The sequence below is a fragment of the methane-oxidizing endosymbiont of Gigantopelta aegis genome (assembly GCF_016097405.1).
Lineage (GTDB): Bacteria > Pseudomonadota > Gammaproteobacteria > Methylococcales > Methylomonadaceae > Methylomarinum.
This window is the reverse complement of sequence record NZ_JAEHGD010000001.1, coordinates 1,827,457-1,852,418: the sequence shown is the minus strand read 5'-3', so window position 1 is coordinate 1,852,418 and position 24,962 is coordinate 1,827,457. Positions and strand designations below refer to the sequence as shown.

The following is a 24,962-nucleotide window of genomic DNA, read 5'->3' as shown; positions in this document are numbered from 1 at the left end:
TTTAATATCAGTTACTTACAAAACAAGTGTTTGTGCCATGGATGTCACATTCAAGCCTTCAGGGATGTATTCACGGCATCTTCTAGATGCCGGTGACTGATATTAAATGTATATGCTAAGTAGTTACAAATATACATTGTTAAAACTTAAAACAAAAAAGAGGAAAGTGTTATGGCTAGAATTGTTGTCTTAGGCGCGGGCATTGGCGGCGTACCAATGGCGTATGAAATGAAAGAACTGGTAAAAAATAACCATGAGGTTACCGTCATCTCCGACTCACCAACCTTTCATTTTGTTCCATCAAACCCTTGGGTTCCACCTAAATGGCGTAAACCTGAAGATCTTAAAATTGAATTAGCCCCTGTTTTCAAGAAAAAAGGTATTCAGTTTATTCAGAAAGCGGCGACCCGGGTTGATCCTGAAAACAATAAAGTTCATCTAGCCGATGACACCGCTGTCGATTACGATTATTTGGTTATTGCTACAGGCCCACGATTGGCCTTCGATGAAGTCCCCGGCCTCGGCCCTGAAGGCTATACTACATCTGTATGTCATGTCGATCATGCCGCGCTTGCCGCAAAAGACTGGGAAGCGTTCATGGAAGATCCAGGCCCCATCGTTGTCGGTGCGGTGCAAGGTGCCTCCTGTTTTGGCCCTGCCTATGAATACCTGATGATTCTGGAAACCGAGCTACGTAAACGTAAAATCCGCGATAAGGTACCGATGACATTTGTCACTTCAGAACCTTATATTGGCCATCTTGGCCTCGGCGGCGTTGGCGACACCAAAGGCTTGTTGGAAAGTGCATTGCGTGACAAATCCATCAAATGGATAACCAATGCCAAAGTCGATAAAATTGAAGACGGCATGATGTATGTCACCGAAGTCGATGACAGCGGCAATGAAAAACAAAAGCATGAAGTACCTTTCAAGCACTCGATGATGCTGCCAGCATTTACTGGTATCGATGCAGTCCGCAATGCCGGCGTAGAAGGGCTGACGAATCCTCGGGGGTTTGTTATTGTCGATGAACACCAGCGCAACCCGACCTTTAAGAATATCTATTCCGTCGGTGTGTGTGTCGCATTGCCGCCAGTGGAAAAACCCCTGTTCCTGTGGGTACACCTAAAACCGGCTATATGATTGAGTCGATGGTCACGGCAACGGCACATAATATTCTGAATGAGCTGGAAGGAAAAGAGCCTTCTGAACTCCCCAGCCTGAGTGCCTTATGCCTGGCCGATTTAGGCGACACCGGCGTCGCGTTTCTGGCGATCCCGCAAATTCCACCACGAAATACAACTTGGTCAAGTCATGGAAAATGGGTACATTTAGCTAAGATTGGCTTTGAAAAATATTTTATGCGAAAAGTCAGAAAAGGCATCAGCGAGCCATTTTATGAAAAAATGATGCTTAAATTTATGGGCGTTGTGCGCCTGAAATAGGAGGTAACAATGACAATTGATCGCATGGTGATGGCTATTGCCGGCAGTTTTATTTTAATCAGTGTCGGGCTTGCGGTATGGCATTCCTTGAATTGGCTCTGGTTTACCGCCTTTGTGGGCGCAAACCTTCTGCAAGCCTCTTTCACTGGATTCTGTCCTTTGGCTATCATACTCAAGAAGCTAGGCGTCAAACCTGGCTGTGCATTTTGAAAAATCCATCTCACAATAAAAAGGCCGGCTGAGCCGGCCTTTTTTTATCAAATGTATTGACTCACAATGGTAACTACTCGCACGGTAATCATTTAGTGGCCGTAGGGTATTGATTTTTAAGGACGCGTAGATACATCCATGTAGCTCTGTGCAACATCCTTGTACAGCACCATTTTTATACTGTCAGGTGGAGTTGTAATATTTATTTTGTATTTCATTCAGCAATTCCCGCTGAAAAAATCATGTAAGTCATTGATGAATAATAGGGGCTGTTGCCGTTTTGAAAATCCCCCTTGAAATTCAATAACTCCGCCACATAGATTGTTTATTTTGACTCAAAACAAGCAAACTATGCCCCGACAAATGCTTACGGATGAACTTTGGGAGAAACTGAAGATAATTATGTTGAAAATGGGAATTTATGACAAACCTTGTCTTCGAAAAACAGTCGAAGGTATTTTTATCGCTTGCGAGTAGGTTGTCCCTGGAGAGATTTACCCACGGCTTTTGGTAATTGGAATGCGGTATATAAACGATTCAATGACTGGTCTCGTAAAGAAAAACTGATGGGTATTTTTAACGCCCTGGTTGTTGACCCAGACCTGGAATGGGAATTTATTGATGGGAGTATTGTGAAAGCACATCAGCATAGTAGTGGTGCGGCCTGTGAACAAGAAACAGCGATAGGGAAATCTGTCGCCGGGAACACCAGTAAAATTCATATGGCCGTTGATGCCTGTGGTCTTCCTATTCATTTCTCAGTGACAGGCGGCGAAGTTCATGACTGTAAAGAAGCACCGAAATTAGTTGCAGAGCTCCCAAAAGGTGACTATATAGTTGCTGACAGAGGCTATGACAGTGAAGCATTACGTCTTCAAATTAAAGACAAAGGGGCTGTTCCTGTTATCCCAAGAAAAAGAATTCAACTCGGGGAAATGATGAAATGGATTGGTGTCTCTACAAATATCGCCATCTCGTTGAAAATGTGTTTGCAAGACTTAAGCATTTCAGAGCGATCGCCACGCGATATGACAAACTCAAACGAAATTTTGAAGGCTCTATCGCTCTGGCTTGCGCCTTTTTATGGTTACCTATGTGAAATGGCAACAGCCCCTAAGATTTAATAAAAAAGTTTGCGAAAAAACAAATTCATAAGTTATTGATTATAAAGATAAATATTTCTTAGTAGGAATTACTGTATTTCATTAGCTTACGCATTGTATTGTAATAAGTTGGCAGTGAAAAATGGTGCTGTACTTGTTGCACAAGCCCAATACCCTACGCCCAGTGTTTCTGAAGAGGTGAGTAGTTACTCACAATGAATCAATGATTTCTTGAGCTGCTTTCTTTTGTTGCTCATTCCCTTGCGCTAAAACCTCATCTACAATTGTTCTGGCTGCATCAAGGTCTCCCATATCAATGTACGCCCTAGCAAGATCCAATTTGGTTTCAAACTCATCCATATCAGTCAGATCAGATACCTCACCATCTGCCACAGATGGTTTCTCATCTTTAACTTCAAAACTGCTTTCTTCAAAATTAAAGTCAAAGTCAAAAGACTCATCATCCGCATTCTCTTCAGTCGCAGGCTTTTGTGTTACGGGCTCTGAAGCCGTATCGAAATCGAAGGTCTCCAAATCTTCATTATCATCTTTAGCCGGAGCTGTTTTATCGATTTCTTCAGATAGCGTGCCAATATCCAAATCAAAATCTAATGACTCAATATCATCTTCAACTTTTTCATCAGTTTTGTTTTTCTCGACATCCTCACTCGCAAAACTATCCAGATTAAAGTCCAGATCTTCCATTGAGTCCAGGTCTAAAACCGTGCTCTCATCAGTTTCAGCCGAACCCTTATTATCAGCCGCATCATCTTTACTCGACGAGCCGAAGATATCCAAAGAAATATTATCGAGTTCTGTTTCATCAATTAGATTATTGGCACCTAAATCAGCAGACGACTTATCCTGATTTGGTTCATTATCATTTTTCTGACTTGCTGTCGCCGTTGAATCCGAGGCGCTGCTCTCCAGCCCCAACTCCTTTTGCATTTCCACAGCTTTTGCCCAGAATTCAGGATCCTCATCTTTTGTACCCGATTGCTCCAATTCACTCAAATATTCTGCAAATGCAGCTTTGTTTTCACTGGCATAAAAGATTTCCAACAGCTTCAGCTTGCATTCCTTACGTTCAGGATGTTCTTTAATCGCCTGCTGCATCAGCTCTTCCGCTTGCTGATAGCGACCATAGGCCAAATAAACATCGGCTTCTGCGATTGGATCGACTTCGCTTTGCTCGGCATCGAAAGCATCAAAATCACTGGGTGTAAACTCACTCAAGAAGGAGCTTTCACCGACCGTCCCGACATCATAAGCTTCGCCTTCATGAGACACGATTGAGCTCTCTGACTGACTATTCATTTCTGAGTCAGGCATAACAATCTGACTGGATGCCGAAAACATGCTGTCGGCATCCATTTCTTCTTCCGCCCGACGCTTCCTGGTCCACAGCCAGGCTAACAAGCCTAAAATCAAAATGCTGGCGCCGCCTACGATAATGTAATAAAAATCACTGAAAAAACTACTTTCTTCTTCCTGGGACGAAGGTGTCAGCGGCTTTTTAATTGACTGTTTAGGTACCGGTTTAGCGACTGCCTTTTTCACAACAGTTTTTGATTTTTCCACAGGCTTTGCTGTAACCTCGGCTTTTGTCGCTGTTTTTATGGCACCTGACTGACCGGCTTGTTGCAAAGCCGCTAATTTCGCATCTTTGACCGCCAGCAACTGCTGCATAGCCGTCAATTGTTGCTCAAGTTTTTCAAGTCTCGCCAATAATGCCTGATTATCAAGCTGAGCTGTCGAGCCTTTTTCATGTTCAGCCGTTGCCTTTGTCGCCTCTGCTGATTTTTCAGTTGACGCCTGCAGTGCTGCAACGCTTGCACTTTCTTCAACAGCCGACTCCACCGGCGCAATCAACTCCAGTTGACTGCCCGTTTTTTTAGCTGAGGCTTCAGCGGCACTCGTCGTTTTTTGAGCTTTAGCAGCTTTTGTGGATTTTTGCTGCCATTGTTGATATTGCTGCCGAAAAATATCAGCGGCCTGTTTTCGAGACAGTTTTAAAATGCTGTCAACATCGGGAATTTTCAGTTTTTTCCCAGCCATCAAGGCATTCACATTTTTCTTGTAAAAAGCCTTCGGGTTCGCTTCATACAAGGCGACAACCATTTGTTCGATAGAAATATCCTTACGCGGCCTGAGTCTTGCCGCAATATCCCATAAGGTATCACTGCGCCGAGTGGGGCCGTATTCATGGCTTGCCAGCCGTTCATTTTCAACCCGAATGGTCGCATCAGTAGCCGGTTTATTGGTTTGAGTTTGAGCGGATGCAGGCGAAACCGCCGTTTGTGCGACAGGAATGACCGGTTGGGTATAACTGCTGGGTGGGTCAACTAAAACGGTGAACTCCCGGTATAAATTACCTTTATCCCAGGTTACTTCAAGCAGAAAATCCAAAAACGGCTCGCGTAATGCTTCATTGGAGGTTAGTTTAATGACCACCGAGCCATCCCGCCGCACTTGCGTATTGAATTTTATTTTAGTCAGAAAGTAATTCCACGGCACCCCAGCTTCATCAAATTTTTCCGGCGCCGCTAGACTGACCCTGATATTGGCGGGATTTTCGTCTTTAGAAACAATCAGCGGAATTTCTGCATTCAACTTTTGATTCAGCGCCGAATGCAATTTAATGTCTCCAATCCCCAAAGGGTGCGCACTCATCGGCGCTAAAAGAGAGACAATGGCCAAAGGTTTGTTCAAATTGCGCACGTTGTTCTCCTACCGAATAATCCCGTCACAATGTTTTCCAAAAAGAGTATTTGGAATAAGCTTAGGGGCTGTTGCCGTTTTGAAAATCCCCCTTGAAATTCAATAACTCCGCCACATAGATTGTTTATTTTGACTCAAAAACAAGCAAACTATGCCCCGACAAATGCTTACGGATGAACTTTGGGAGAAACTGAAGATAATTATGTTGAAAATGGGAATTTATGACAAACCTTGTCTTCGAAAAACAGTCGAAGGTATTTTTTATCGCTTGCGAGTAGGTTGTCCCTGGAGAGATTTACCCACGGCTTTTGGTATACTCTTCGCAAATGAGAATTTAGCATAAAAAGATGACGTAATGGAGTGAAATATATAAAATAAGGCCATGTCGAATTACACCCTTCCAGAGACTGAATTAGCCGATTTGCGCGAAGCCCATGGTGAGCTTCGAGAAAAACGTGATGCAGACCGAGTTAAAGCCATCATTCTTTTAGGTTCAGGCTGGTCAGCAACAAACGTTGCCGAAGCACTTCTCATTGACCGCAATACAATCCGTACCTACTATCGAAAATATAAGAAAGGTGGTCTTGCTAAACTCCTACAAACTCAGCATGTTGGAAGTGCCAGTTTCTTATCGGTTTCAGAAGCGACCGAGTTGGATGAATATCTGCAGAAAAATCTTCACTTAACCGCTAAATCGGTTGCAGCTTACATTAAAGAGCGTTGGCAGGTTCGCTATAGTGAACGCGGTGTGACAGCCTTGCTGCATCGCTTGGGTTATGTCTATAAAAGCCCAAGCTGATACCCGGCAAAGCTAATGCAAAAGCCCAACTGGAGTTCCTTGAGAAATATCAACAACTAAAGGAAGACAAGCAGCCCGAAGACTTGATATTGTTCATGGATGGTGTTCATCCACAACATAATCCTGTAATGGCTTGTGGTTGGATTAAGCGTGGTGTGGAATTCACGATTCAGAGTAATACCGGGCGTCAACGTCTCAATGTCAACGGTGCAGTCAATATCGATTCTCTGGATACTGTCTGCCGCTTCTATGACACCATCAATGGCGAGGCAACGATTGATCTTTGTAAGGCGATTGAAGAACGTTACCCGAAGGCTGGGACTATGGGAGTATTGTGAAAGCACATCAGCATAGTAGTGGTGCGGCCTGTGAACAAGAAACAGCGATAGGGAAATCTGTCGCCGGGAACACCAGTAAAATTCATATGGCCGTTGATGCCTGTGGTCTTCCTATTCATTTCTCAGTGACAGGCGGCGAAGTTCATGACTGTAAAGAAGCACCGAAATTAGTTGCAGAGCTCCCAAAAGGTGACTATATAGTTGCTGACAGAGGCTATGACAGTGAAGCATTACGTCTTCAAATTAAAGACAAAGGGGCTGTTCCTGTTATCCCAAGAAAAAAGAATTCAACTCGGGGAAATGATGAAATGGATTGGTGTCTCTACAAATATCGCCATCTCGTTGAAAATGTGTTTGCAAGACTTAAGCATTTCAGAGCGATCGCCACGCGATATGACAAACTCAAACGAAATTTTGAAGGCTCTATCGCTCTGGCTTGCGCCTTTTTATGGTTACCTATGTGAAATGGCAACAGCCCCTAGACTAGATATATTTTTTTACCAGTTCTTCAGCAATTTGAACACTATTTAATGCGGCTCCTTTTCTGACGTTATCGCCAACCACCCATAAATTCAATCCCTTAGGATGTGAAATATCTTCACGAATCCGTCCGACAAACACATCATCATGCCCTGAGGATTCGGTCACAGCTGTTGGATAACCGCCATCTTCACGGGTATCGACGACAGTGACGCCCGGTGCTTTTTGCAAAAGTTCTCGCACCGTTTCCACCGCAATTTTCTCGCCCGTTTCAATATGCACGGCTTCGGAATGGCCATAAAATACCGGTACCCGCACCGCGGTCGGGTTGACCTGAATCGAATCATCGCCAAAAATCTTGCGCGTTTCCCAGACCATCTTCATTTCTTCCTTGGTATAACCATTATCAAGAAATACATCAATCTGCGGTAAAACATTAAATGCAATTTGCTTAGGATAAACTTCAGATTTAATCGGTTTACCATTCAGCAAGGCGGCAGTTTGTTTAACAACCTCCTCAATGCCAGGCTTACCCGTGCCGGAAACAGCCTGATAAGTACAGACGTTGATTCTTTCAATGCCCACCGCATCATAAATTGGCTTCAATGCCACTAGCATCTGAATGGTTGAGCAATTCGGGTTGGCGATAATGCCGCGATTTTTGTATTCTGCCACTTTCTCAGGGTTCACTTCCGGCACCACCAGCGGAATATCATCGTCATACCTAAATTGCGACGTGTTATCGATAACGACACACCCTGCCTCCGCCGCTTTTGGCGCATATTCTGCTGAAATACTGGCACCGGCTGAAAACAAACCAATTTGTACCTTAGAAAAGTCAAACTCGGCCAAGTCTTCAACCACAACCGAACCACCTTTAAAGGGAATCCGTTTTCCCACTGAACGGCTGCTAGCTAACGCATAAACATGACCGACCGGAAAATCACGCTGTTCCAGAATCGACAACATTGCTTCACCGACGGCACCTGTTGCACCGACGACGGCGACATCATAAGTTTTTGACATATCAGACTCCTACCTTTAGCGCATTGATAACCGCATCACCCATTTCCGATGTGCTCACTTTGTTATTCCCCTCGGCAAAAATATCGGCTGTTCTAACGCCTGCATCCAGGGCCGCATTGACAGCGGCTTCGATACGATCGGCCGCTGTCGCCTCGGCAAAGGTATAGCGCAGCATCATGGCAACCGATAAAATAGTCGCCAATGGATTGGCCACCCCTTGGCCTGCAATATCCGGCGCAGAGCCATGAATCGGCTCATACATGCCCTTGCCAGATTCATCTAACGAGGCTGAAGGCAGCATACCGATGGAGCCTGTCAGCATCGCAGCAGTATCCGACAAAATATCTCCGAACATATTCGTCGTCACCATCACATCAAACTGCTTGGGTGCTCTGACTAATTGCATCGATGCATTATCGACATACATGTGGCTCAATGTCACATCCGGGTATTGTGTCGCCACCTCATTCATCACTTCACGCCATAATTCGGTGCATTCCAGCACATTGGCCTTATCCACCGAGCATAAGCGTTTGTTGCGTTTTTGTGCAATCTGGAAAGCTGAATGAGCAATGCGCCGAATTTCAGATTCTGAATAGACCAGTGTGTTGTAACCTTGTTTTTCGCCGTTTTCCAGTGTTCTGACGCCACGCGGCTGACCGAAATAAATACCGCCGGTCAATTCCCGCACAATCATCAGGTCCAGGCCAGAAACAATCTCGGATTTCAAGCTCGACGCATCTGCCAGTTGCGGATATAAAATGGCCGGACGCAGATTGGAAAACAATTTCAATTCTGCGCGAATACCCAGCAAACCACGTTCGGGACGTACCGCATGATCTAAAGGCTCCCACTTTGGCCCGCCAACGGCCCCTAATAAAACAGCATCGGCCGCCTGACATAAGTCCAGCGTCACTTGTGGCAATGGCGTCCCATATTCATCATAAGCGGCCCCACCAATCAAGCCTTGCTCAAATTCCAAGCCAAGATTCATGTCCGCATTTAAAAACGTCAACACCCGCAGTGCTTCGGCAACAATCTCGGGGCCAATCCCGTCACCAGGTAAAATTGCAATTTTTTTCGTCATTGTTAACCTTATCGTCAAATAGTTTACGCTTTGCGCCTAATCGTCGAGTTTTACTGAAATAACCACGGTGCGCGCTTGGCCCGCTCCGCCTCATAGGCGCGAATCTTATCGGCTTGCTGTAGCGTCAGCGCAATATCATCAAGCCCGTTCAGCAAGCGGAATTTGCGGTTTTCGTCGATATCAAAAGGTATCGTCCGCCCCGTTGGTGTGGTAATTGTTTGTGCCTCGAGATCAATCGCCAGTTGATAGTCCGGCTCGATTTCATTGAACAGACTATCGACCACGTCAGCATCGAGCACAATCGGCAACAGCCCATTTTTGAAGCAGTTGTTATAAAAAATATCGGCAAAACTCGGCGCAATAATGGCGCGAAAACCATAGTCTTCCAGGGCCCATGGCGCATGTTCCCTTGAAGAGCCACAACCAAAATTTTCCCGGGTCAACAAGATCTGAGCATCTTTATACTGAGGTTTGTTTAGAACAAAGTCAGGATTCAATGGCCGGTTTGTGCAATCCATCTCCGGCTCACCTCGATCCAGATAACGCCACTCATCGAATAAATAAGGGCCGAAACCCGCGCGACGGATCGATTTTAAAAACTGCTTTGGAATAATTGCATCGGTATCGACATTAGCCCGATCCAGTGGGGCCACGATAGCTTTCAGTTGCGTAAATGCCTTCATACTTGTGCTCCTTGCTGCTTACTAATATCAACAAAATGGCCGTTAACCGCAGCGGCGGCGGCCATCGCCGGACTCACCAAGTGCGTACGCCCACCATAGCCTTGTCGACCTTCAAAATTCCGGTTGGATGTCGAAGCGCAGCGTTCGCCCGGCTCCAGACGGTCGGCATTCATCGCCAGACACATAGAACAGCCTGGGTCACGCCATTCAAAACCGGCCTGAATAAAAATTTTATCCAATCCTTCTTCCTCGGCTTGTTTTTTGACCAGACCAGAACCGGGTACCACCAGAGCCTGTTTAATATTAGCCGCCACTTTTTTACCTTTGGCAACTTCAGCCGCCTGACGCAAATCCTCGATCCGTGAATTGGTGCAAGAGCCGATAAAAACTTTATCCAACTGAATATCGGTGATTTTCTGACCTGGGGTTAATGCCATGTATTCCAATGCACGTTGCATGCTTTGCTGTTTCACGGTATCGGTTTCATCGGCAGGATTAGGGACGCAGGCATCAACAGCCACGACCATTTCGGGCGAGGTTCCCCAGGTCACCTGCGGTTTGATCTCGGCCGCATTTAATATCACTACCTTATCAAACTCGGCATCGGCATCAGAATGCAATTGCCGCCAGGCCTCTACGGCCTTATCCCAGAGTTCGCCTTTAGGCGCAAAAGGACGGTCTTTGTAATAATCAATCGTCGTATCATCGACAGCAATCAAACCGGTTCGAGCACCGGCTTCAATCGCCATATTACACACTGTCATACGCCCTTCCATCGACAACTGCCTGATCGCCTCACCTGCAAATTCAATCGCGTAACCGTTACCGCCAGCCGTGCCAATTTTGCCGATAATCGCCAGTACAATATCTTTAGCCGTCACCCCCGGTGCCACATTGCCATCGACCCGAATCAACATGTTTTTAGATTTTTTCTGCACCAGGCATTGTGTCGCCAGTGCATGCTCGACTTCAGAAGTACCAATGCCAAAGGCCAATGCTGCGGATGCGCCATGCGTCGAGGTATGTGAATCGCCACAAACGACCGTCATTCCAGGTAACGTCGCGCCTTGCTCAGGACCGACCACATGCACAATACCCTGTCTGAGATCGTCCATACCAAATTCGGTAATGCCAAATTCGTGGCAATTTTTATCCAGCGTTTCCACCTGCAAACGTGAGACAGGATCACTAATCCCTTTATCGCGATCAGTAGTCGGAACATTATGATCAGCTACCGCTAAATTACGCTCAGTACGCCAAGGTTTTCGACCAGCCAACCTAAGGCCTTCAAAAGCCTGGGGTGAGGTCACCTCATGCACCAATTGTCGATCAATATAAATCAAAGCCGAACCATCATCTTCGGTGCTAACGACATGATCATCCCATAACTTATCGTATAAAGTTTTACCTGCCATTTTAATTTTCCACTTTATTTTGCTTGATCCAACACAGCAAAAATTTTCGCCGTGATATCTTCAACCGCACCCACGCCAGGTATGGAAACAAATTTTGCCGGATTTTCAGGGTTAGCGTAGTAATCAACCAAAGGCTGTGTTTGCTCATGATAGACCTGCAGTCGCTTACGCACGGTCTCTTCCTTATCATCATCACGTTGAATCAAAGGTTCCCCGGTCACATCATCTACGCCAGGCTGTTTCGGCGGGTTGTATTCCACATGATAGGTGCGGCCCGATCCCGGATGAACGCGCCGACCCGCCATGCGCTTGATAATTTCTTCATCATCGACATTGATTTCAATCACATAGTCGATATCAACACCCATTTTTTTCAAGCCTTCCGCCTGGGCAATGGTGCGAGGGAAACCATCTAACAAAAATCCGTTTTTACAATCATCCTGCGCAATCCGCTCCTTGATTAGGCCTAAAATAATGTCATCGGACACCAAACCGCCTTCATCCATAATTTTTTTAGCCTCCTGGCCTAAAGGTGTCCCTTCGCGTACTGCGGCACGCAACATATCGCCCGTTGAAATTTGCGGAATACCGTATTTTTTAGAAATAAACTGTGCCTGTGTCCCCTTACCAGAACCTGGACTGCCTAACAGGATAATACGCATAAAAACTCCATAATTGTGTTTTGCCAGAAGATGCCAATCACTAGATGCGCCTATCACGCCATAACGATTAACACCACTCAAAAATAAGCCGGTTATTTTAGCGTAATTAGCGTTATGTTGCTTTAACTCTTGTATATTTACCCTATTTTACTTATGCTTTATCCATTTAAATCAGAGGGAGTTATCAATGCGTGTTGAAGAATTAATGACCGCCAAGGTTTTTACTGTCGAACCCCATGACATGATCGACCGGGTCTTTTTCCTGGTCCATTATGAAAAAGTTCGCCATTTACCGGTTTTGGAAAAAGGTAAACTTGTCGGCATTGTTTCGGACCGAGACCTATACAAAGCCCTAGGCCCTAAAAGCAACTCGAATGCGATTGAAGGCGGCCCGAAAAGCCACGAGCTACATGTCGTACCTAAAAAAGTCATGAATATCATGCGTCGTGGCGTCATTACCGTCGCGCCAGACACACCCGCATCGGAAGCCGCCGGCCTTATGGCTGATCATAAAATCGGTGCCTTACCCGTCCTAGATAATGGCAAACTAGTCGGCATCCTGTCTGCCACCGATATTTTGCGCGTTTTTTCCAAACTAGAACATGCCAAAGAAGCGCGTGAAAAACGCATCGCCGAAGGCATTAGTCACACTTAAATACGAAGGGCAATACCTTTGCAACGTGTTGCCCTGCCTTAACAGATGCCTCAAAACTCAGCAATTAACCTAACTCGCCAGTGGATTGAATCGTTTATCATTCCGCTCAACATCTGCCCGTTCGCCAAACGTGAATTTCAAAACAACCGTATCCGCTATCAATGTCTATCAGGGCAAAACTTAGAAGATCATTTATTCAATCTGATTTCTGAATGCCGCTATCTAGATCAACATCCGGAAACGGAAACCACGCTGCTAATTTACCCCGAAGCCTTTACACACTTTGACGCTTTTCTCGATTTTTTAAGTCTGGCCGAACAGCTCTTATATCAGCACGGCTTCGAGGGCATCTATCAACTCGCCAGTTTTCACCCCCATTACTGCTTTGAAGGCAGTGATGACAATGACCCGGCTAATTACACCAACCGCTCGCCCTACCCCATGCTGCACCTCATTCGCGAAGCCAGCATCGAAAAAGCACTGAAACACTACCCGTCTGATCCAGAATCTATCCCTGAAAACAATATTCATCTGCTCAGAAAAATGGGGCTGGACACACTTACAGCCCTACTTAGTCAATTACAGCAGCGTTGACCGAACTGTCAACCATCCTCATCGCCAGGACTCGCCCACTGCGCCAGCATGTCGTTGACTTCATCCCGATCAAAGATATTGGGATCAAAATCATCGCCTATTTCCGCCATCCACTCTCGGAAATTTGCATGTTCGGGGTGCTCTGGATCATCCCAGGCTTCCAGAAATTCTGCATACCCCCAGATACCACCAACATCTTCAGGTGGGCATGCCTTGCGACCAGTGACACAGTAAGGTAGCTTTTGTTTGGGATCAAAAGGCAATATTTTTTCCAAAATAATGGTATGACTCCAGCCATCGCCAAAATCATACTCGTATTGAATCTTGTCTTTCTCGCGCTTTAGTACACTACTCAGACGAACGCTCTGCTCTGGTTTTATATCGAAATCAAAATCCGGCTCAGGAACACCATAAAATTCACCATTGATAATGAATTGATGCATATGACAATCGTACCAGCCCATGCTGATCTGAATAACATCGTGTAAATCAGCCAACGTATACGAACTGGGCACCAGTACTCGACGCCAAATCGGTGGCTTTGCACCATCTAGGGATATTTTCAATTGATAAACTTTACGTAATGTTGTGATATTCATGCTTCACCTGCGATAGCCATTTGCGCAATTAGAACAGAACCTGTCCGAATATTGCTTCGATAATCGACATCGTTGCCGATGGCGACAATATGTTTGAAAATCTCTTTTAAATTACCAGCAATGGTGATTTCTTCCACCGGGAACAAAATCTCGCCATTTTCCACCCAGAAGCCGGATGCACCACGGGAATAATCACCTGTCACCATATTGACGCCTTGCCCCATCAACTCTGTGACCAGCAATCCGGTTCCCATTTCCTGTAACAATCCTGCGTAATCCATCTCACCCGGTTCAATGATTAAATTATGCACGCCACCAGCATTGCCAGTGGTTTTAAGACCCAATTTGCGCGCCGAATAACTGCTGAGCACATAGGACTTAATAATACCCTCTGTAACCAGATCATGTGCGCAGGTCGCAACGCCTTCGGCGTCATAGCTAGCACTGCCTAAAGCGGCCGGCAATAGTGGCTGTTCATGAATCCGCACAAATTCCGGCAATATCTGCTGTCCCAGGCTATCGAGTAAAAACGAGCTTTTACGATACAAGTTACCGCCACTCAGTGCGCCAACTAATGAGCCAAACAAACTGCTTGCCACATCGGCTGAAAATAGCACCGGGCATTGACGCGAGCTAAGGGGACGTGCGCCCAGACGTTTGATCGTACGCTCGGCGGCCTTCTCACCGACCTGTACGGGTGATTCCAAATCCTCAGCTTTACGCGATAGCGTGTACCAATAATCGCGCTGCATCTGATCACCTTGCCCAGCCAGTACCGAACAACTTATGGAATGGCGAGTGCTCGGATAGCCATGCAAAAAACCTAAGGAATTGCCAAATACCCGAATACCTTGATGGCTATTTATGCTGGCACCTTCTGAATTACTGATCGCAGGGTCAAATCCGCGTGCCGCATTTTCGCATTGTATGGCGTATCCGATCGCCTGTTCGGCACTCAGTCCCCAAGGGTGACTCAAGTCTAAGTCGGGAAACTCTGTCGCCAATGACTCGGGCTCCGGTAACCCCGCATACGGGTCTTCGCTGGTATGGCGGGCAATACTGCAGGCAGCACTTACCGTTTCGCGCAAAGATTCGGGTGATAAATCATTGCTGCTGGCGCTGCCTTTACGCTGGCCAAAATAAACAGTGACACCCAAGCCCTGGTCACAATGATACTCAACAGTTTCGACATCGCCTAAGCGTGCGGTAACCGACAACCCGTCATCGACACTCAAGCCTGCTTCTGCAGCAGTTGCGCCTTGTTTTTTAGCTTCGTTCAGCAAATCCTGAACAATATTCTTTAATGTTTCGATCTGTTCTTGTGTTTGCACGGTTTTATTTGACTTTATAGAATTATGCTCAGGCAAGCTGTGTCCCGCCCACGGTTAAACTATCAATTTTTAGCGTTGGCTGCCCTACTCCAACCGGCACGCTCTGCCCCTCTTTGCCACATGTGCCAACCCCAGTATCCAGCTCAAGATCGGAGCCAACCATAGACACCCGAGTTAAAACATCCGGCCCATTACCGATTAAAGTCGCGCCCTTTACAGGTCGGGTAATCTTGCCGTTTTCAATCAAATAGGCTTCGCTGGCGGAAAACACAAATTTGCCCGAGGTAATATCGACCTGTCCACCGCCAAAATTACGCGCATACAGACCGTTTTTGACTGAAGCGATGATTTCATCTGCCTGATGCGGCCCCGGCAACATATAGGTGTTCGTCATCCGCGGCAATGGTAAATGAGCATAGGATTCGCGGCGTCCATTACCGGTCGACGCCACGCCCATCAGCCGCGCATTCAGTTTATCCTGCATATAGCCTTTTAAAATACCGTTTTCAATCAAAACGGTATTTTCAGAGGCGACACCTTCATCGTCGATGTTCAATGAACCCCGCCGACCGGCCAGAGTGCCGTCATCGACCACGGTGCATAAATCCGAGGCAACCTTTTCACCGATTCTCCCACTGAAGGCTGATGTTCCTTTTCGGTTGAAATCGCCTTCCAAACCATGACCGATAGCCTCATGCAACAGGATGCCGGGCCAGCCAGGGCCAAGAACGACGGTCATCGTACCGGCCGGCGCCTCGACTGCTTCAAGGCTGACCTGAGCTTGGCGCACTGCCTCCCGGGCAAATGCCATGGCCCGATCCTGCTGCATAAAATAGCTATAATCACTACGGCCACCACCGCCCATGCTGCCTGATTCGCGGCGTCCATCCTGTGCCATAATCACGGTCACATTAAATCGCACCAGTGGCCGAATATCGGCTGTCAACGCTCCATCCTGGCTGGCAATCAAGATATTTTCATACACCCCGACCAGACTGATCATGACTTCTTCTATGCGCGGGTCGAGCTTACGCGTTTGTTGTTCGATATTTTTCAAAAAGGCGACTTTTTCATCATCCGCCATCGATGTTAATGGATTGACCGGCGCATACAGGCTTGTGCTGTCGTTTTTAGCCAGAACTTTCACTTGCCGACTTTGTCCCTGCCGAATAATGGCTTTAACATTCGCAGCCGCTTCCAGCAAAATCGGCAATTCCAATCTGTCACTATAAGCGAAGCCGGTTTTTTCGCCGGCCACGACACGTATTCCGGCGCCCGTTTCGATACTGTGACTGCCCTGTTTGAGAATGCCGTCCTCCAACTGCCAAGACTCAAAATGCGTGCTCTGGAAATAAATATCCGCCAGATCCGCCGGCACGCTGAGCAAGTGATTCATCACCTGTTCAATATCACGATGCTGCAACCCTTGGGGGTATAACAAAGATTGAGAAACTTGCTCCAATACACTCATTGTTCCTTTTCCTCCGGATTGACGATCGCCTTGACCGCCTGATAAATCGTTTGCGCCAGTTTTTCTGAGCCATCTGCCAGATCTTCATCCTCATCATTCGTTTCGGCCTGTTCTAGCAAACGAACATGGACTTCTGTTTCGGTACCGTTCCAGTTTAATTTAATCTCATATTCCGCTTCGCCATAGTCGTCTTCAAACCAGAGAAAATGAACATTTCCAAAATATTTGCCACTATCCTGACTGGCATCGTACTTGACCCGATAAATCCAAGCTTCACGGTTTTTATCGACAATTTCAATCTTTTTATCGTTTAAGGCCTGCCCCACCAGCTCCCAGCTTCTGTCCAATAATTTTTCAATCATGACAACCGGCGGCGACTGACTGTCATCAAGCGCAACGAAGGACTTCTGTGCTGGTTTTTTCTCGACAACAGACGATGGCTTGGAAAAAGGCATTTCCTGCGCTTCAATAACTGGCGGCATTTCCAACTCGGAAGTATCACGATAAGGTGACTTAGCCGCACACCCCCCTGTCACGCCGGCTATCATTAAACAGAGCAGTACTTTATTCATTGGCAATAAAATAGCGTCGATGCTGTAAAACCGGAAAGGACTGGCGCATTTTTTCCAACTTTTCCAGGTCAATATCAGCACGCACAAAACCGGTGCCGGTTTTATAACAGTCAAGAATAACGCCCCATGGGTCGATAATCATACTGTGGCCAAAGGTTTTCCGGCCATTGATATGAAATCCACCCTGATTGGATGCAATCACATAACATTGATTTTCAATCGCCCTAGCGCGCAATAATACTTCCCAATGCGCAGCACCTGTTTCGGCCGTAAAGGCAGCAGGCACTGCCAAAATCTCAACGCCCTCAGTTGCCGCTGTTCTGAAAAATTCGGGGAAACGCAAATCATAACATACGGCAATACCCAGTTTGCCATAAGGCGTATCCACCATGCCGATATAATTGCCGGCTTCGATAGAATCCGATTCCTTATAAACTTCATCTGTTCCCGGTACATTGACATCAAATAAATGAATCTTGTCATAACGGGCTACTTGCTCACCCTGGTCGTTATAGACCAGACAGGCGGCGCGGACCTTATTATCGGCATTGGCAACCAATGGAATCGTTCCTCCCACCAGCCAGACGCCATATTTTTTAGCGGTATTGGACAAAAAGTCCTGAATCGGCCCTTCGCCCTCGACTTCCCTGACCTTGACTTTATCCTGCTCATGCTCGCCCATAATGGCAAAATTTTCAGGTAGAACAATGAGCTTTGCCCCAGCGTCGGCGGCTTCTGCAATCAATTGCCCGGCACTCAGCAAGTTGGCGCTCACATTGGGGCTCGATGCCATTTGTATGGCGGCACATATTGTCATTTTTTGTCTCTTGTTTAACAGTTTATTTGGGTGAAACCGTCAGATTTTGCCAAAATTTTCGAATAACCCCGTCATTTTCATGTAACGGCGTCACTTTGGCATCCGACCATTTCCCCGTGACTTTATATTCAGAACCGAAGAAATACCCTTCTTTATAATCCTCGTCGATAGCCCGTGTTAAGGCTGAGGCAATACCGCTGATAATTGTACCAGCAATAGGCACGGCGGCAGAACTTTTAGGGACAACCCAAACATGGGCATTGATCGTCTTTTGTGCCAGATTGAGCAATCCTGCAACTTTGATGCGCGCCGCAATCGCATCGATCAGCAAATTCTGCGTTCGGGCTATTCCTGCAGTCAACTCAAAACGACCGCTGATTTGGTTATAGGCCAGTCCTTTTTGATAAATGTCGGTAAAATCCAGACTGAAGCGTTTCACCCATTGTTGAATGGCGATGAGCCCAAGCAAACGCCCTACACCGGGCTCGATACTGGCAATGCGTCCGCCGTGTAATTTAAATTCCACATTGCCTTCAAGTATTTCCAACGCGACTTGATAGGGCGCCCCCACCCAATCCAATGAGAAATCGAGCATGGCGGAGGTATCCCGTAAGTCATTAGCAAACCCCAGTCGATCCAAAAACATTGAAAAGTCCTGACTATGTAATTTGCCCGTCAATTCGGTTTTAACGCCTACGGGTGTGTTACGCCAGTGTCCTGTCATATCCACTGCGCCATATTCACCCACCAGGCTTATTCTCTTAAATGCAATCGCCTCATCTTGCCGTGCCGTTTCAATCAACAACATACCCTGGTCGCGCCCATTCACAATCAGTTTTTTGGCATAAATATCAAACAATGGCATTGACCCGGGGTCAGAATCAATCGCGCCACCCTCGTCAGAATAGGATGCCAGCAACGCATCCAGATTCAGCTCATCCAGTTGCAAGGTGATTTTATCGATATTTTGCCGAACAGAAATCAATAATTCGCCACGTGCAATCTGACAATCGAGCTCTCCCTGCCAAAATTGTTTTCCGGGATTTAATTGTAATTTAAGCGGCCCCAACGGCCGTTTTTCCCACCAGACCTGATCAATCGCCAAATTGATACGGCGAACGTCAGTCGCGTTATTCTTACCTTTCAACACAGCCGTCAATGCGGCCAGCCATTGTTCAACATGCAGCTGCTGCAGGCGCATATCGACATATATCCCCGGTACAGCTAAAAAGCGCGCCTTGCCTTTGCCAATCAAGACATGCGCCATTTTCAAGTGAGAGGCTTCTCCTTCCAGAACTAACGCAGCTTTGAATAAATCGGCATAATTTAAGTAAATCTTTTTGTTCTGATTTTTTTTCAGCTTGATATTGAGCGCCAGCTTTTTTACATCCTGGCGAGTTTTGCCCAATTGTGCGGGTAAAGGTAACGCAACACCTTTCAGATTGCTATAAACATCAATGTTTATCGGCGAAGTCGCCTGATCTGGCAGGGTTACAATCGCTTTATAATTAAACACACCCGAGATGGTATCGTTTTTTAGTGCAGGGAATAATTGATAAAGGACGGCTGTCTTCATTTTCCCCCGACTACGAATCCGTACCGCCTGTGCATCAGAAGAAATATCGGCTTGTAAGGGCAAGCGTGCCAACGTCCCTTTTATCTGATCACTGAACAAGCCCCGTTCGGTAAACGTCACGGTGCCGTGAATATTTTCAATGGGAAGTGCTAATGACTTAAGCTGCAAAGATGCCTGATTAAGATGAAAATGTCCTGCTATATGGAAATTTTTTGCTGTTTCAAGCAGAGGAATATCCAAATTAAACGCTACTTGGGTCTTTTCTTTGGCCTGCATTGCATCAATGACATTATCGATTGTTCCGTGCAAAGGTGTTTGTTGTAAAAAATGCAGAAAATCATCCACTTTTCCATCAACCTTGGCCTTGACTTGCACTCGCTCGCCCTTTTCAAGGTCCGGCAACACAACCTGAGCGAAGTGACTGCTCAGTTTCTTCGAGTGCGCATGATCGATATCAATTTGTAATGTATTGGCCAGAAAATGTACACGCGCATTCAGCTGACTCAAGCGCGGCCAAACGGGAGAATATTGCAATACACCATCATTCAGATCAAACAAGACTTCAAACTTACCGTGTCCGTGCTGAAATGGAAACTGATCCAAGGGCCCCTGCAAGCGCATCCGTCCATTTTTGATCACGCCGGAAATGGCGGCATTATCCAACCAGTACACCAGATCCTTATTCATGATGCCAGTTGGTAAATAGCGACCGATATTTTGTACCCGTTGATAACTGTCAAAGCCAAGCCGCATATCCATTTCGATAGCGTTCTGCGCTTTTTTAGGTACTCGCAGACTCAAGGCCGCCACCGCATCCAGTTCCTTCGTTTTCAAACGTAATTGATGACTTTGAAGAAACCAGCTCTGTTCACTCTGCTTCCAGGATAACTCGCCTTGAATTTGCTTAAATTGCAAGGGATCCCTGAATAAATCAGGAAAGGTAACACTACCCGCCTCACTGTCTAACTTGAGCATACCTTCATCGTTATCACCCTGAATAGTGCCAGAAAGCCCTGAAAACGAAGGATAGTTTGGCGACAAATCCAGACTTAAGTGTTCAAATTGACCGGATAAGGCATAAGTATTATCCGTGTAATCGGCATAGAACGCTGTATTCTGCAATAGACCTGCCTGCCGCCATTTCGTCAGTGAATAAGCACTGAGCCAATCCGCCGGCATAAATGGCGTAAAAAACCTTAGCGAAGTCAGATCCAGCGTACTGATGACGCCCGCGACAGAGTTTTCCCGGAAGACGACACTAAACCGCATTGCAGGAATCACCTTATCGTCCTTTTGCAGCTGTAAATCCACGACATCCAACCGACTACCTTGCTGTTGCCGTTGCCAGGAAAACAGCACGGATACGTCATCAAAAACCTGTTCAGTCTGCCCCTGTTGCAGCTTAAATTCACCGCCCGTCCATTGCCCTGCCAAGGCATGTAATCTGCGATCTTGCCATTGTAGCCAGATTTTAAAATCAGCCGCCTCGCTGGTCAGCGCGGCATCCTCTATGAGAGATTGCGACAATGCTTCGGGTAAGGCAACATTTTTGCCTTCGATATAAACATCGCCGGCCGCTACGTTAGCCGCAAAAAGATCACCTTGCAAGCGTGCAGACAAGCGCAAAGAGCCGTGATAGGGAGGTGGTAATAAAGCCACAGCATGAATATCATAGTCGCGCCGAGTTTCATCGCTTTTTAATAAGAAATCCACATCCTTGAAAGATTGCGGCGGATGCTGCTGATCTCGCCAAATCACTTCCGTATCGAGAATTTCATAGTGTCTGAAACTGAGCATCCAGGCTGGAATCGCATCCTCACTGACAGCCAGGCCTTTAATCGAAATATTGCCCTGTTTATCACGTATAACAGTGACTCGAGTGCCTACCAACGTAATCCAGGTCGACGCCAACACATCCCGACTCTGAATGAATTGAAAAACATTCACCCCCACTCTAATCTGTTTAAGCTGTATTGCAGACTGGCCTTCTTCATCCTGCGATAATATCGAAATATTGCGTAAAATAATCTCGGGGTTAATGCCTTGTACACCGCCTCTGAGCGAACCAATTTTGACCTTCACGCCGCCAAACTCGGCAATTTTTTGCTCTAATTCGGTTTTATAGTGTTCAACAGCCAATAATCCCAGGCGAATGCCGATAGAGCCTAAAGCCAGTATCAATAATGACCAGAAAATCAAGTGCCGGGTCGCCCGGGTGATATGATGAATCACAACGCAAACAGGTGGTCAGAATAACTGAATCGATAATGAACAACAGCTAAAGCAGAACAACATCGTATTGCTCCTGGTTATATTCCGTTTCGGCACGAAATTTTATCGAAATTCCCAAAAACACTTCCAGCTCAGCCAACATATCCGCTTCTTCATCTAACAACATCTCGACCACTTCATTCGAAGCCAGAACCAGAATTTTCTTGACCTTGTACTGTCGTACTTCACGAATAATCTCGCGAAAAATCTCCAGACAAATGGTTTCTGCTGTTTTCAATACGCCCCGCCCGGAACAGGCCGGACAGGTTTCGCATAAAATATGCTCCAGGCTTTCCCGAGTACGTTTGCGCGTCATCTCAACCAGACCCAGAACCGAAACTTCGGTGATTTTGGTTTTGGCATGATCTTTATCGAGATGGCGCTGCAATGCATCCAGCACCTGTTTTTTATGCTCCTCACTTTTCATATCGATAAAATCGATAATGATAATTCCGCCCAGATTGCGCAATCTAAGTTGTCGGCTGATAGTCTGCGCCGCTTCCAGGTTAGTCTTGTAAATGGTTTCTTCCAGATTGCGGCCGCCGACATAGCCACCGGTATTGACATCGATCGTGGTCATCGCCTCGGTTTGATCGAACACTAAATGCCCACCTGATTTCAGTTGCACGCGCCGCTCTAAGGCCTTGGCGATCTCATCTTCGATATTGTAAATATCAAACAATGGCCGTTCACCCGAATAATGCTCAATTACCGGCACAACCTCAGGCACAAACACTTCGGAAAACTCAATCAGTTTATGATAGGTTTCTCTTGAATCGACGCGCACCTTTTCAAGACCTTCCTTATACAAATCGCGCAAGGTGCGAATACTGAGCGGCAAGTCTTCGTGAATCAGGGTTTTACCTGGCGCTTTGCGTGCTTTTTCCTGTATCGCTTCCCACAATTTGAGCAAAAATGTCATGTCAGAGATCAAAACAGCCTCTTCCACACATTCAGCAGCGGTTCGAGCAATAAAGCCGCCGGTGTCATTTTTTTGTTGATAGGCCTCGATACAGGCTCTGAGTCGTGCCCGCTCTGTTTCACATTCTATACGTTGCGATACACCACAGGTTTTCGCATAAGGCATATAAACCTGATAGCGCGACGGAATGGAAATCTCTGTAGTCAGCCGGGCACCCTTGCTGCCTAACGGGTCTTTGGTGACTTGCACTAAAATCGTCTGCCCTTCTCTCAGATAATGCTCAATGTTATCCGAGCCCCGGGCTTCCAGCTCCTTGGTGCTGAAATCGGACAAATGAAGAAAAGCCGCCTTACCCAAGCCAATATCGACAAAAGCGGCCTGCATACCGGGCAAAACCCGGCAAACAGTGCCTTTATAGATATTGCCGACCAATCCTTTTTGCAGCATCCGTTCGATGATCAGCTCTTGCAACACACCGTTTTCAACCACAGCCACACGGGTTTCTGGCGGGGTCACATTGATTAAAATTTCTTCACTCATTGGATAATTTTGATTCCCTGTTGCTGTAAAAGCGCGGCAGTTTCAAATAATGGTAGCCCCACCACACCACTGTAGCTTCCTGATAGCGACTGAATAAATACACTTCCCAAGCCCTGAATCGCATAGGCACCAGCCTTGTCAATAGGCTCTCCGCTGCGCCAATAGGCGCGGATTTCAGCCTGCGTCAAGGGTTTAAAACAAACATCAGTCACGCTTAGCGCTTCGAAATGTTGACATCGATGCCGTAATGACACTGCCGTATAAACCTGATGCGTCCGCCCCGACAATGCCGTCAGCATCGCTTCAGCATCTGCTGCATCTCTCGGTTTGCCCATGATTGCCCCATTCAACACCACACTGGTGTCGGCCGCTAACACCGGAATCGTTGGCTTGAACTGTTGCACACAGCATGCTGACTTTTCAGCGGCAATACGTTGTACATAAACATCCGGCGGCTCACCCGGCAAAACAGTCTCATCAATATCGACCGCATGCACACGATATGTGACGCCAATCTGGTCCAATAATTCCCGCCGCCTGGGAGAACCTGAGGCTAATATAATTTGTTCTGTCATCAACGATGATAGGGGTGTGATTTAAGAATACTCCAGGCGCGGTAAATCTGCTCGGCTACAATCACACGCACTAGAGGGTGAGGAAAAGTCAAAGGCGACAGGCTCCAGGACTCTTGCGCCTGCTCCCGAACCTGATCGGACAGGCCTTCCGGCCCGCCAATCATCAACGCGACCTGCTGGCTGTTTTGCTGCCAACGCTGCATGGCCTTAGCCAATTGTTCGGTACTCCAAGGCTTTCCGGGGATATCCAATGTCACCACATAGGCACCTGCAGGCACAGCCTGTAACATACGCTGACCTTCATCCCGAACAATCCGGGCCGTATCGCTATTTTTCCCCCGTTTTCCTGGATTGATTTCCTTCAAAATCAAGCGATATTCATGGGGTAAGCGTTTAGCATATTCCTGGTAGCCTTGTTCGACCCAGGTGGGCATTTTGTTGCCAACGGCAATCATGTTTATTTGCATAAATGGCAGAATACACACAAGACCGGCCGGTTGCAATGCTCGGCTTCCGGCTTGTAAAAAAATAAATTTATGTTATACCTTAGCAAGATACATTATCTTTTTAACTCCTGACTTCAGACATGCATCATGATGGAAATTCAGTCCAGCCTGCTCGGCAAACAACAAATCGACCCTGATTCAATCATCCAGTTCCCTGACGGCCTGCCCGGCTTTGAAGATCAAAAGCGCTTCAAGTTGTTTCATCAAGAGGACAACAAGGCACTATTTTGGTTACAGTCTATTGATGATGCCGATTTGACCTTCGCCGTTACGACACCTGCCACCTTCAACATCAACTACAATTTTTCATTAAGTGAAGAAGAAACCGCGCGCCTGCAGCTTGACGAGAACTCTGACATTCTGCTGCTGATTTTGCTGCATACCGATGAAGAAAACAGCACGGATAACAAACCGACGGTCAAAGGTTCGATCAAGGCACCGCTAATTATTAACGCCGACAAACGGATTGGTTTTCAAAAAGTATTTATCGACATGGAACAGAGCATTACCCTAGCGGATGAAGCCCGAAACGAAATCAATATGACCGAAACCGCGACGACTTGA

At 46.6% G+C, this 24,962-nt stretch carries 21 protein-coding genes and 4 pseudogenes; 10 read left to right on the top strand and 15 right to left on the bottom strand.

Translation table 11 applies throughout. The features are described 5' to 3' along the window. Positions 1–171: 171 nt before the first annotated feature. From JEU20_RS09305 to JEU20_RS09295, 3 genes and pseudogenes are all read left to right on the top strand, one after another. A pseudogene (locus JEU20_RS09305) lies at positions 172–1,445 on the top strand (NAD(P)/FAD-dependent oxidoreductase). Positions 1,446–1,454: 9 nt separating this feature from the next. Further along, complete coding sequence (locus JEU20_RS09300; RefSeq protein ID WP_198245254.1) at positions 1,455–1,655, top strand: YgaP family membrane protein; 201 nt, start codon at positions 1,455–1,457, stop codon at positions 1,653–1,655. A gap of 351 nt (positions 1,656–2,006) precedes the next feature. Continuing rightward, positions 2,007–2,754: pseudogene (locus tag JEU20_RS09295) on the top strand (IS5 family transposase). A 214-nt stretch (positions 2,755–2,968) separates the two neighbouring features. Here JEU20_RS09295 and JEU20_RS09290 read toward each other — a convergent pair. After that, positions 2,969–5,479 (bottom strand): motility hub landmark protein FimV, encoded by a 2,511-nt coding sequence (locus JEU20_RS09290; RefSeq protein WP_198245252.1) that lies wholly within the window; start codon positions 5,477–5,479, stop codon positions 2,969–2,971. A gap of 151 nt (positions 5,480–5,630) precedes the next feature. Between JEU20_RS09290 and JEU20_RS09285 the strand changes: the two are divergent. The 4 genes and pseudogenes from JEU20_RS09285 to JEU20_RS09270 all read left to right on the top strand — a co-directional run. Beyond that, positions 5,631–5,792 (top strand): annotated as a pseudogene (locus tag JEU20_RS09285) (transposase); the annotation flags it as partial. Between the two features lie 69 nt (positions 5,793–5,861). After that, positions 5,862–6,278, top strand: a complete 417-nt coding sequence (locus tag JEU20_RS09280; protein ID WP_198245250.1) for a helix-turn-helix domain-containing protein — start codon at positions 5,862–5,864, stop codon at positions 6,276–6,278. A gap of 95 nt (positions 6,279–6,373) precedes the next feature. Continuing rightward, positions 6,374–6,616: a hypothetical protein gene (locus tag JEU20_RS09275; protein ID WP_198245248.1), complete on the top strand. Its 243-nt coding sequence runs from the start codon at positions 6,374–6,376 to the stop codon at positions 6,614–6,616. After that, positions 6,604–7,080, top strand: a pseudogene (locus tag JEU20_RS09270) (IS5 family transposase); the annotation flags it as partial. The gene JEU20_RS09275 and the pseudogene JEU20_RS09270, both read left to right, overlap by 13 nt. 19 nt (positions 7,081–7,099) lie before the next feature. Here JEU20_RS09270 and JEU20_RS09265 read toward each other — a convergent pair. The 5 genes from JEU20_RS09265 to adk are packed head-to-tail and all read right to left on the bottom strand — an operon-like array spanning position 7,100 to position 11,969. Continuing rightward, the gene (locus JEU20_RS09265; RefSeq protein ID WP_198245246.1) at positions 7,100–8,122 is read right to left on the bottom strand and encodes an aspartate-semialdehyde dehydrogenase; all 1,023 of its coding nucleotides are present in this window, start codon (positions 8,120–8,122) and stop codon (positions 7,100–7,102) included. 1 nt (position 8,123) lies between these two features. Then, entirely contained in the window at positions 8,124–9,209 is a 1,086-nt protein-coding gene (gene leuB, locus JEU20_RS09260) for a 3-isopropylmalate dehydrogenase (protein ID WP_198245245.1), read from the bottom strand. A gap of 50 nt (positions 9,210–9,259) precedes the next feature. After that, entirely contained in the window at positions 9,260–9,892 is a 633-nt protein-coding gene (gene leuD / locus JEU20_RS09255) for a 3-isopropylmalate dehydratase small subunit (protein ID WP_198245244.1), read from the bottom strand. After that, on the bottom strand, positions 9,889–11,307 hold the full coding sequence (gene leuC / locus JEU20_RS09250; RefSeq protein WP_198245242.1) for a 3-isopropylmalate dehydratase large subunit: 1,419 nt from the start codon (positions 11,305–11,307) through the stop codon (positions 9,889–9,891). Before leuC ends, leuD begins: the two co-directional genes overlap by 4 nt. Before the next feature lie 14 nt (positions 11,308–11,321). After that, the gene (gene adk / locus JEU20_RS09245) at positions 11,322–11,969 is read right to left on the bottom strand and encodes an adenylate kinase (RefSeq protein ID WP_198245240.1); all 648 of its coding nucleotides are present in this window, start codon (positions 11,967–11,969) and stop codon (positions 11,322–11,324) included. Positions 11,970–12,156: 187 nt separating this feature from the next. Here adk and JEU20_RS09240 point away from each other — a divergent pair, with 187 nt between their 5' ends. Continuing rightward, entirely contained in the window at positions 12,157–12,624 is a 468-nt protein-coding gene (locus JEU20_RS09240) for a CBS domain-containing protein (RefSeq protein WP_198245238.1), read from the top strand. A gap of 45 nt (positions 12,625–12,669) precedes the next feature. Further along, positions 12,670–13,218 carry a DUF1415 domain-containing protein gene (locus JEU20_RS09235; RefSeq protein ID WP_198245236.1) on the top strand — a complete coding sequence of 183 codons (549 nt, stop codon included), beginning with the start codon at positions 12,670–12,672 and terminating at the stop codon, positions 13,216–13,218. Between the two features lie 8 nt (positions 13,219–13,226). Here the strand turns inward: JEU20_RS09235 and JEU20_RS09230 are convergent, their stop codons facing one another. Genes JEU20_RS09230 through rlmH form a run of 9 tightly spaced genes read right to left on the bottom strand, consistent with a single transcriptional unit; the run spans position 13,227 to position 24,359 of the window. Further along, a complete protein-coding gene (locus tag JEU20_RS09230) occupies positions 13,227–13,817 on the bottom strand; it encodes a plasmid pRiA4b ORF-3 family protein (protein ID WP_198245234.1) in 591 nt (196 codons plus the stop codon). Further along, positions 13,814–15,148, bottom strand: coding sequence for a metalloprotease PmbA (gene pmbA / locus JEU20_RS09225; RefSeq protein WP_198245232.1), 1,335 nt, complete (start codon positions 15,146–15,148; stop codon positions 13,814–13,816). The genes JEU20_RS09230 and pmbA overlap by 4 nt, the downstream gene beginning before the upstream one ends. Before the next feature lie 28 nt (positions 15,149–15,176). After that, positions 15,177–16,619, bottom strand: coding sequence for a metalloprotease TldD (gene tldD, locus JEU20_RS09220; protein WP_198245230.1), 1,443 nt, complete (start codon positions 16,617–16,619; stop codon positions 15,177–15,179). Continuing rightward, positions 16,616–17,191, bottom strand: coding sequence for an outer membrane protein assembly factor BamC (locus JEU20_RS09215; protein WP_198245228.1), 576 nt, complete (start codon positions 17,189–17,191; stop codon positions 16,616–16,618). Before JEU20_RS09215 ends, tldD begins: the two co-directional genes overlap by 4 nt. Then, entirely contained in the window at positions 17,184–18,008 is an 825-nt protein-coding gene (locus JEU20_RS09210) for a carbon-nitrogen hydrolase family protein (protein WP_198245226.1), read from the bottom strand. The genes JEU20_RS09215 and JEU20_RS09210 overlap by 8 nt, the downstream gene beginning before the upstream one ends. Before the next feature lie 22 nt (positions 18,009–18,030). Continuing rightward, the gene (locus tag JEU20_RS09205; RefSeq protein ID WP_198245224.1) at positions 18,031–21,816 is read right to left on the bottom strand and encodes a YhdP family protein; all 3,786 of its coding nucleotides are present in this window, start codon (positions 21,814–21,816) and stop codon (positions 18,031–18,033) included. Between the two features lie 46 nt (positions 21,817–21,862). Next, positions 21,863–23,317: a ribonuclease G gene (gene rng / locus JEU20_RS09200; RefSeq protein ID WP_198245222.1), complete on the bottom strand. Its 1,455-nt coding sequence runs from the start codon at positions 23,315–23,317 to the stop codon at positions 21,863–21,865. Next, positions 23,314–23,892 carry a Maf family protein gene (locus tag JEU20_RS09195; protein WP_198245220.1) on the bottom strand — a complete coding sequence of 193 codons (579 nt, stop codon included), beginning with the start codon at positions 23,890–23,892 and terminating at the stop codon, positions 23,314–23,316. The genes rng and JEU20_RS09195 overlap by 4 nt, the downstream gene beginning before the upstream one ends. Continuing rightward, the gene (rlmH, locus tag JEU20_RS09190; protein ID WP_198245218.1) at positions 23,892–24,359 is read right to left on the bottom strand and encodes a 23S rRNA (pseudouridine(1915)-N(3))-methyltransferase RlmH; all 468 of its coding nucleotides are present in this window, start codon (positions 24,357–24,359) and stop codon (positions 23,892–23,894) included. The genes JEU20_RS09195 and rlmH overlap by 1 nt, the downstream gene beginning before the upstream one ends. Positions 24,360–24,485: 126 nt before the next feature. Between rlmH and fliW the strand changes: the two genes are divergently transcribed. Beyond that, positions 24,486–24,962 carry a flagellar assembly protein FliW gene (gene fliW, locus JEU20_RS09185; protein ID WP_245395169.1) on the top strand — a complete coding sequence of 159 codons (477 nt, stop codon included), beginning with the start codon at positions 24,486–24,488 and terminating at the stop codon, positions 24,960–24,962.

Excerpts from the sequence above, each read along its gene's own strand:
- JEU20_RS09300 (WP_198245254.1), top strand. The coding sequence starts at position 1,455 with ATGACAATTGATCGCATGGTGATGGCTATTGCCGGCAGTTTTATTTTA.
- JEU20_RS09280 (WP_198245250.1), top strand. The coding sequence starts at position 5,862 with ATGTCGAATTACACCCTTCCAGAGACTGAATTAGCCGATTTGCGCGAA.
- JEU20_RS09275 (WP_198245248.1), top strand. The coding sequence starts at position 6,374 with ATGGATGGTGTTCATCCACAACATAATCCTGTAATGGCTTGTGGTTGG.
- JEU20_RS09265 (WP_198245246.1), bottom strand. The coding sequence starts at position 8,122 with ATGTCAAAAACTTATGATGTCGCCGTCGTCGGTGCAACAGGTGCCGTC.
- leuB (WP_198245245.1), bottom strand. The coding sequence starts at position 9,209 with ATGACGAAAAAAATTGCAATTTTACCTGGTGACGGGATTGGCCCCGAG.
- leuD (WP_198245244.1), bottom strand. The coding sequence starts at position 9,892 with ATGAAGGCATTTACGCAACTGAAAGCTATCGTGGCCCCACTGGATCGG.
- leuC (WP_198245242.1), bottom strand. The coding sequence starts at position 11,307 with ATGGCAGGTAAAACTTTATACGATAAGTTATGGGATGATCATGTCGTT.
- adk (WP_198245240.1), bottom strand. The coding sequence starts at position 11,969 with ATGCGTATTATCCTGTTAGGCAGTCCAGGTTCTGGTAAGGGGACACAG.
- JEU20_RS09240 (WP_198245238.1), top strand. The coding sequence starts at position 12,157 with ATGCGTGTTGAAGAATTAATGACCGCCAAGGTTTTTACTGTCGAACCC.
- JEU20_RS09235 (WP_198245236.1), top strand. The coding sequence starts at position 12,670 with ATGCCTCAAAACTCAGCAATTAACCTAACTCGCCAGTGGATTGAATCG.
- JEU20_RS09230 (WP_198245234.1), bottom strand. The coding sequence starts at position 13,817 with ATGAATATCACAACATTACGTAAAGTTTATCAATTGAAAATATCCCTA.
- tldD (WP_198245230.1), bottom strand. The coding sequence starts at position 16,619 with ATGAGTGTATTGGAGCAAGTTTCTCAATCTTTGTTATACCCCCAAGGG.
- JEU20_RS09215 (WP_198245228.1), bottom strand. The coding sequence starts at position 17,191 with ATGAATAAAGTACTGCTCTGTTTAATGATAGCCGGCGTGACAGGGGGG.
- JEU20_RS09210 (WP_198245226.1), bottom strand. The coding sequence starts at position 18,008 with ATGACAATATGTGCCGCCATACAAATGGCATCGAGCCCCAATGTGAGC.
- rng (WP_198245222.1), bottom strand. The coding sequence starts at position 23,317 with ATGAGTGAAGAAATTTTAATCAATGTGACCCCGCCAGAAACCCGTGTG.
- JEU20_RS09195 (WP_198245220.1), bottom strand. The coding sequence starts at position 23,892 with ATGACAGAACAAATTATATTAGCCTCAGGTTCTCCCAGGCGGCGGGAA.
- rlmH (WP_198245218.1), bottom strand. The coding sequence starts at position 24,359 with ATGCAAATAAACATGATTGCCGTTGGCAACAAAATGCCCACCTGGGTC.
- fliW (WP_245395169.1), top strand. The coding sequence starts at position 24,486 with ATGATGGAAATTCAGTCCAGCCTGCTCGGCAAACAACAAATCGACCCT.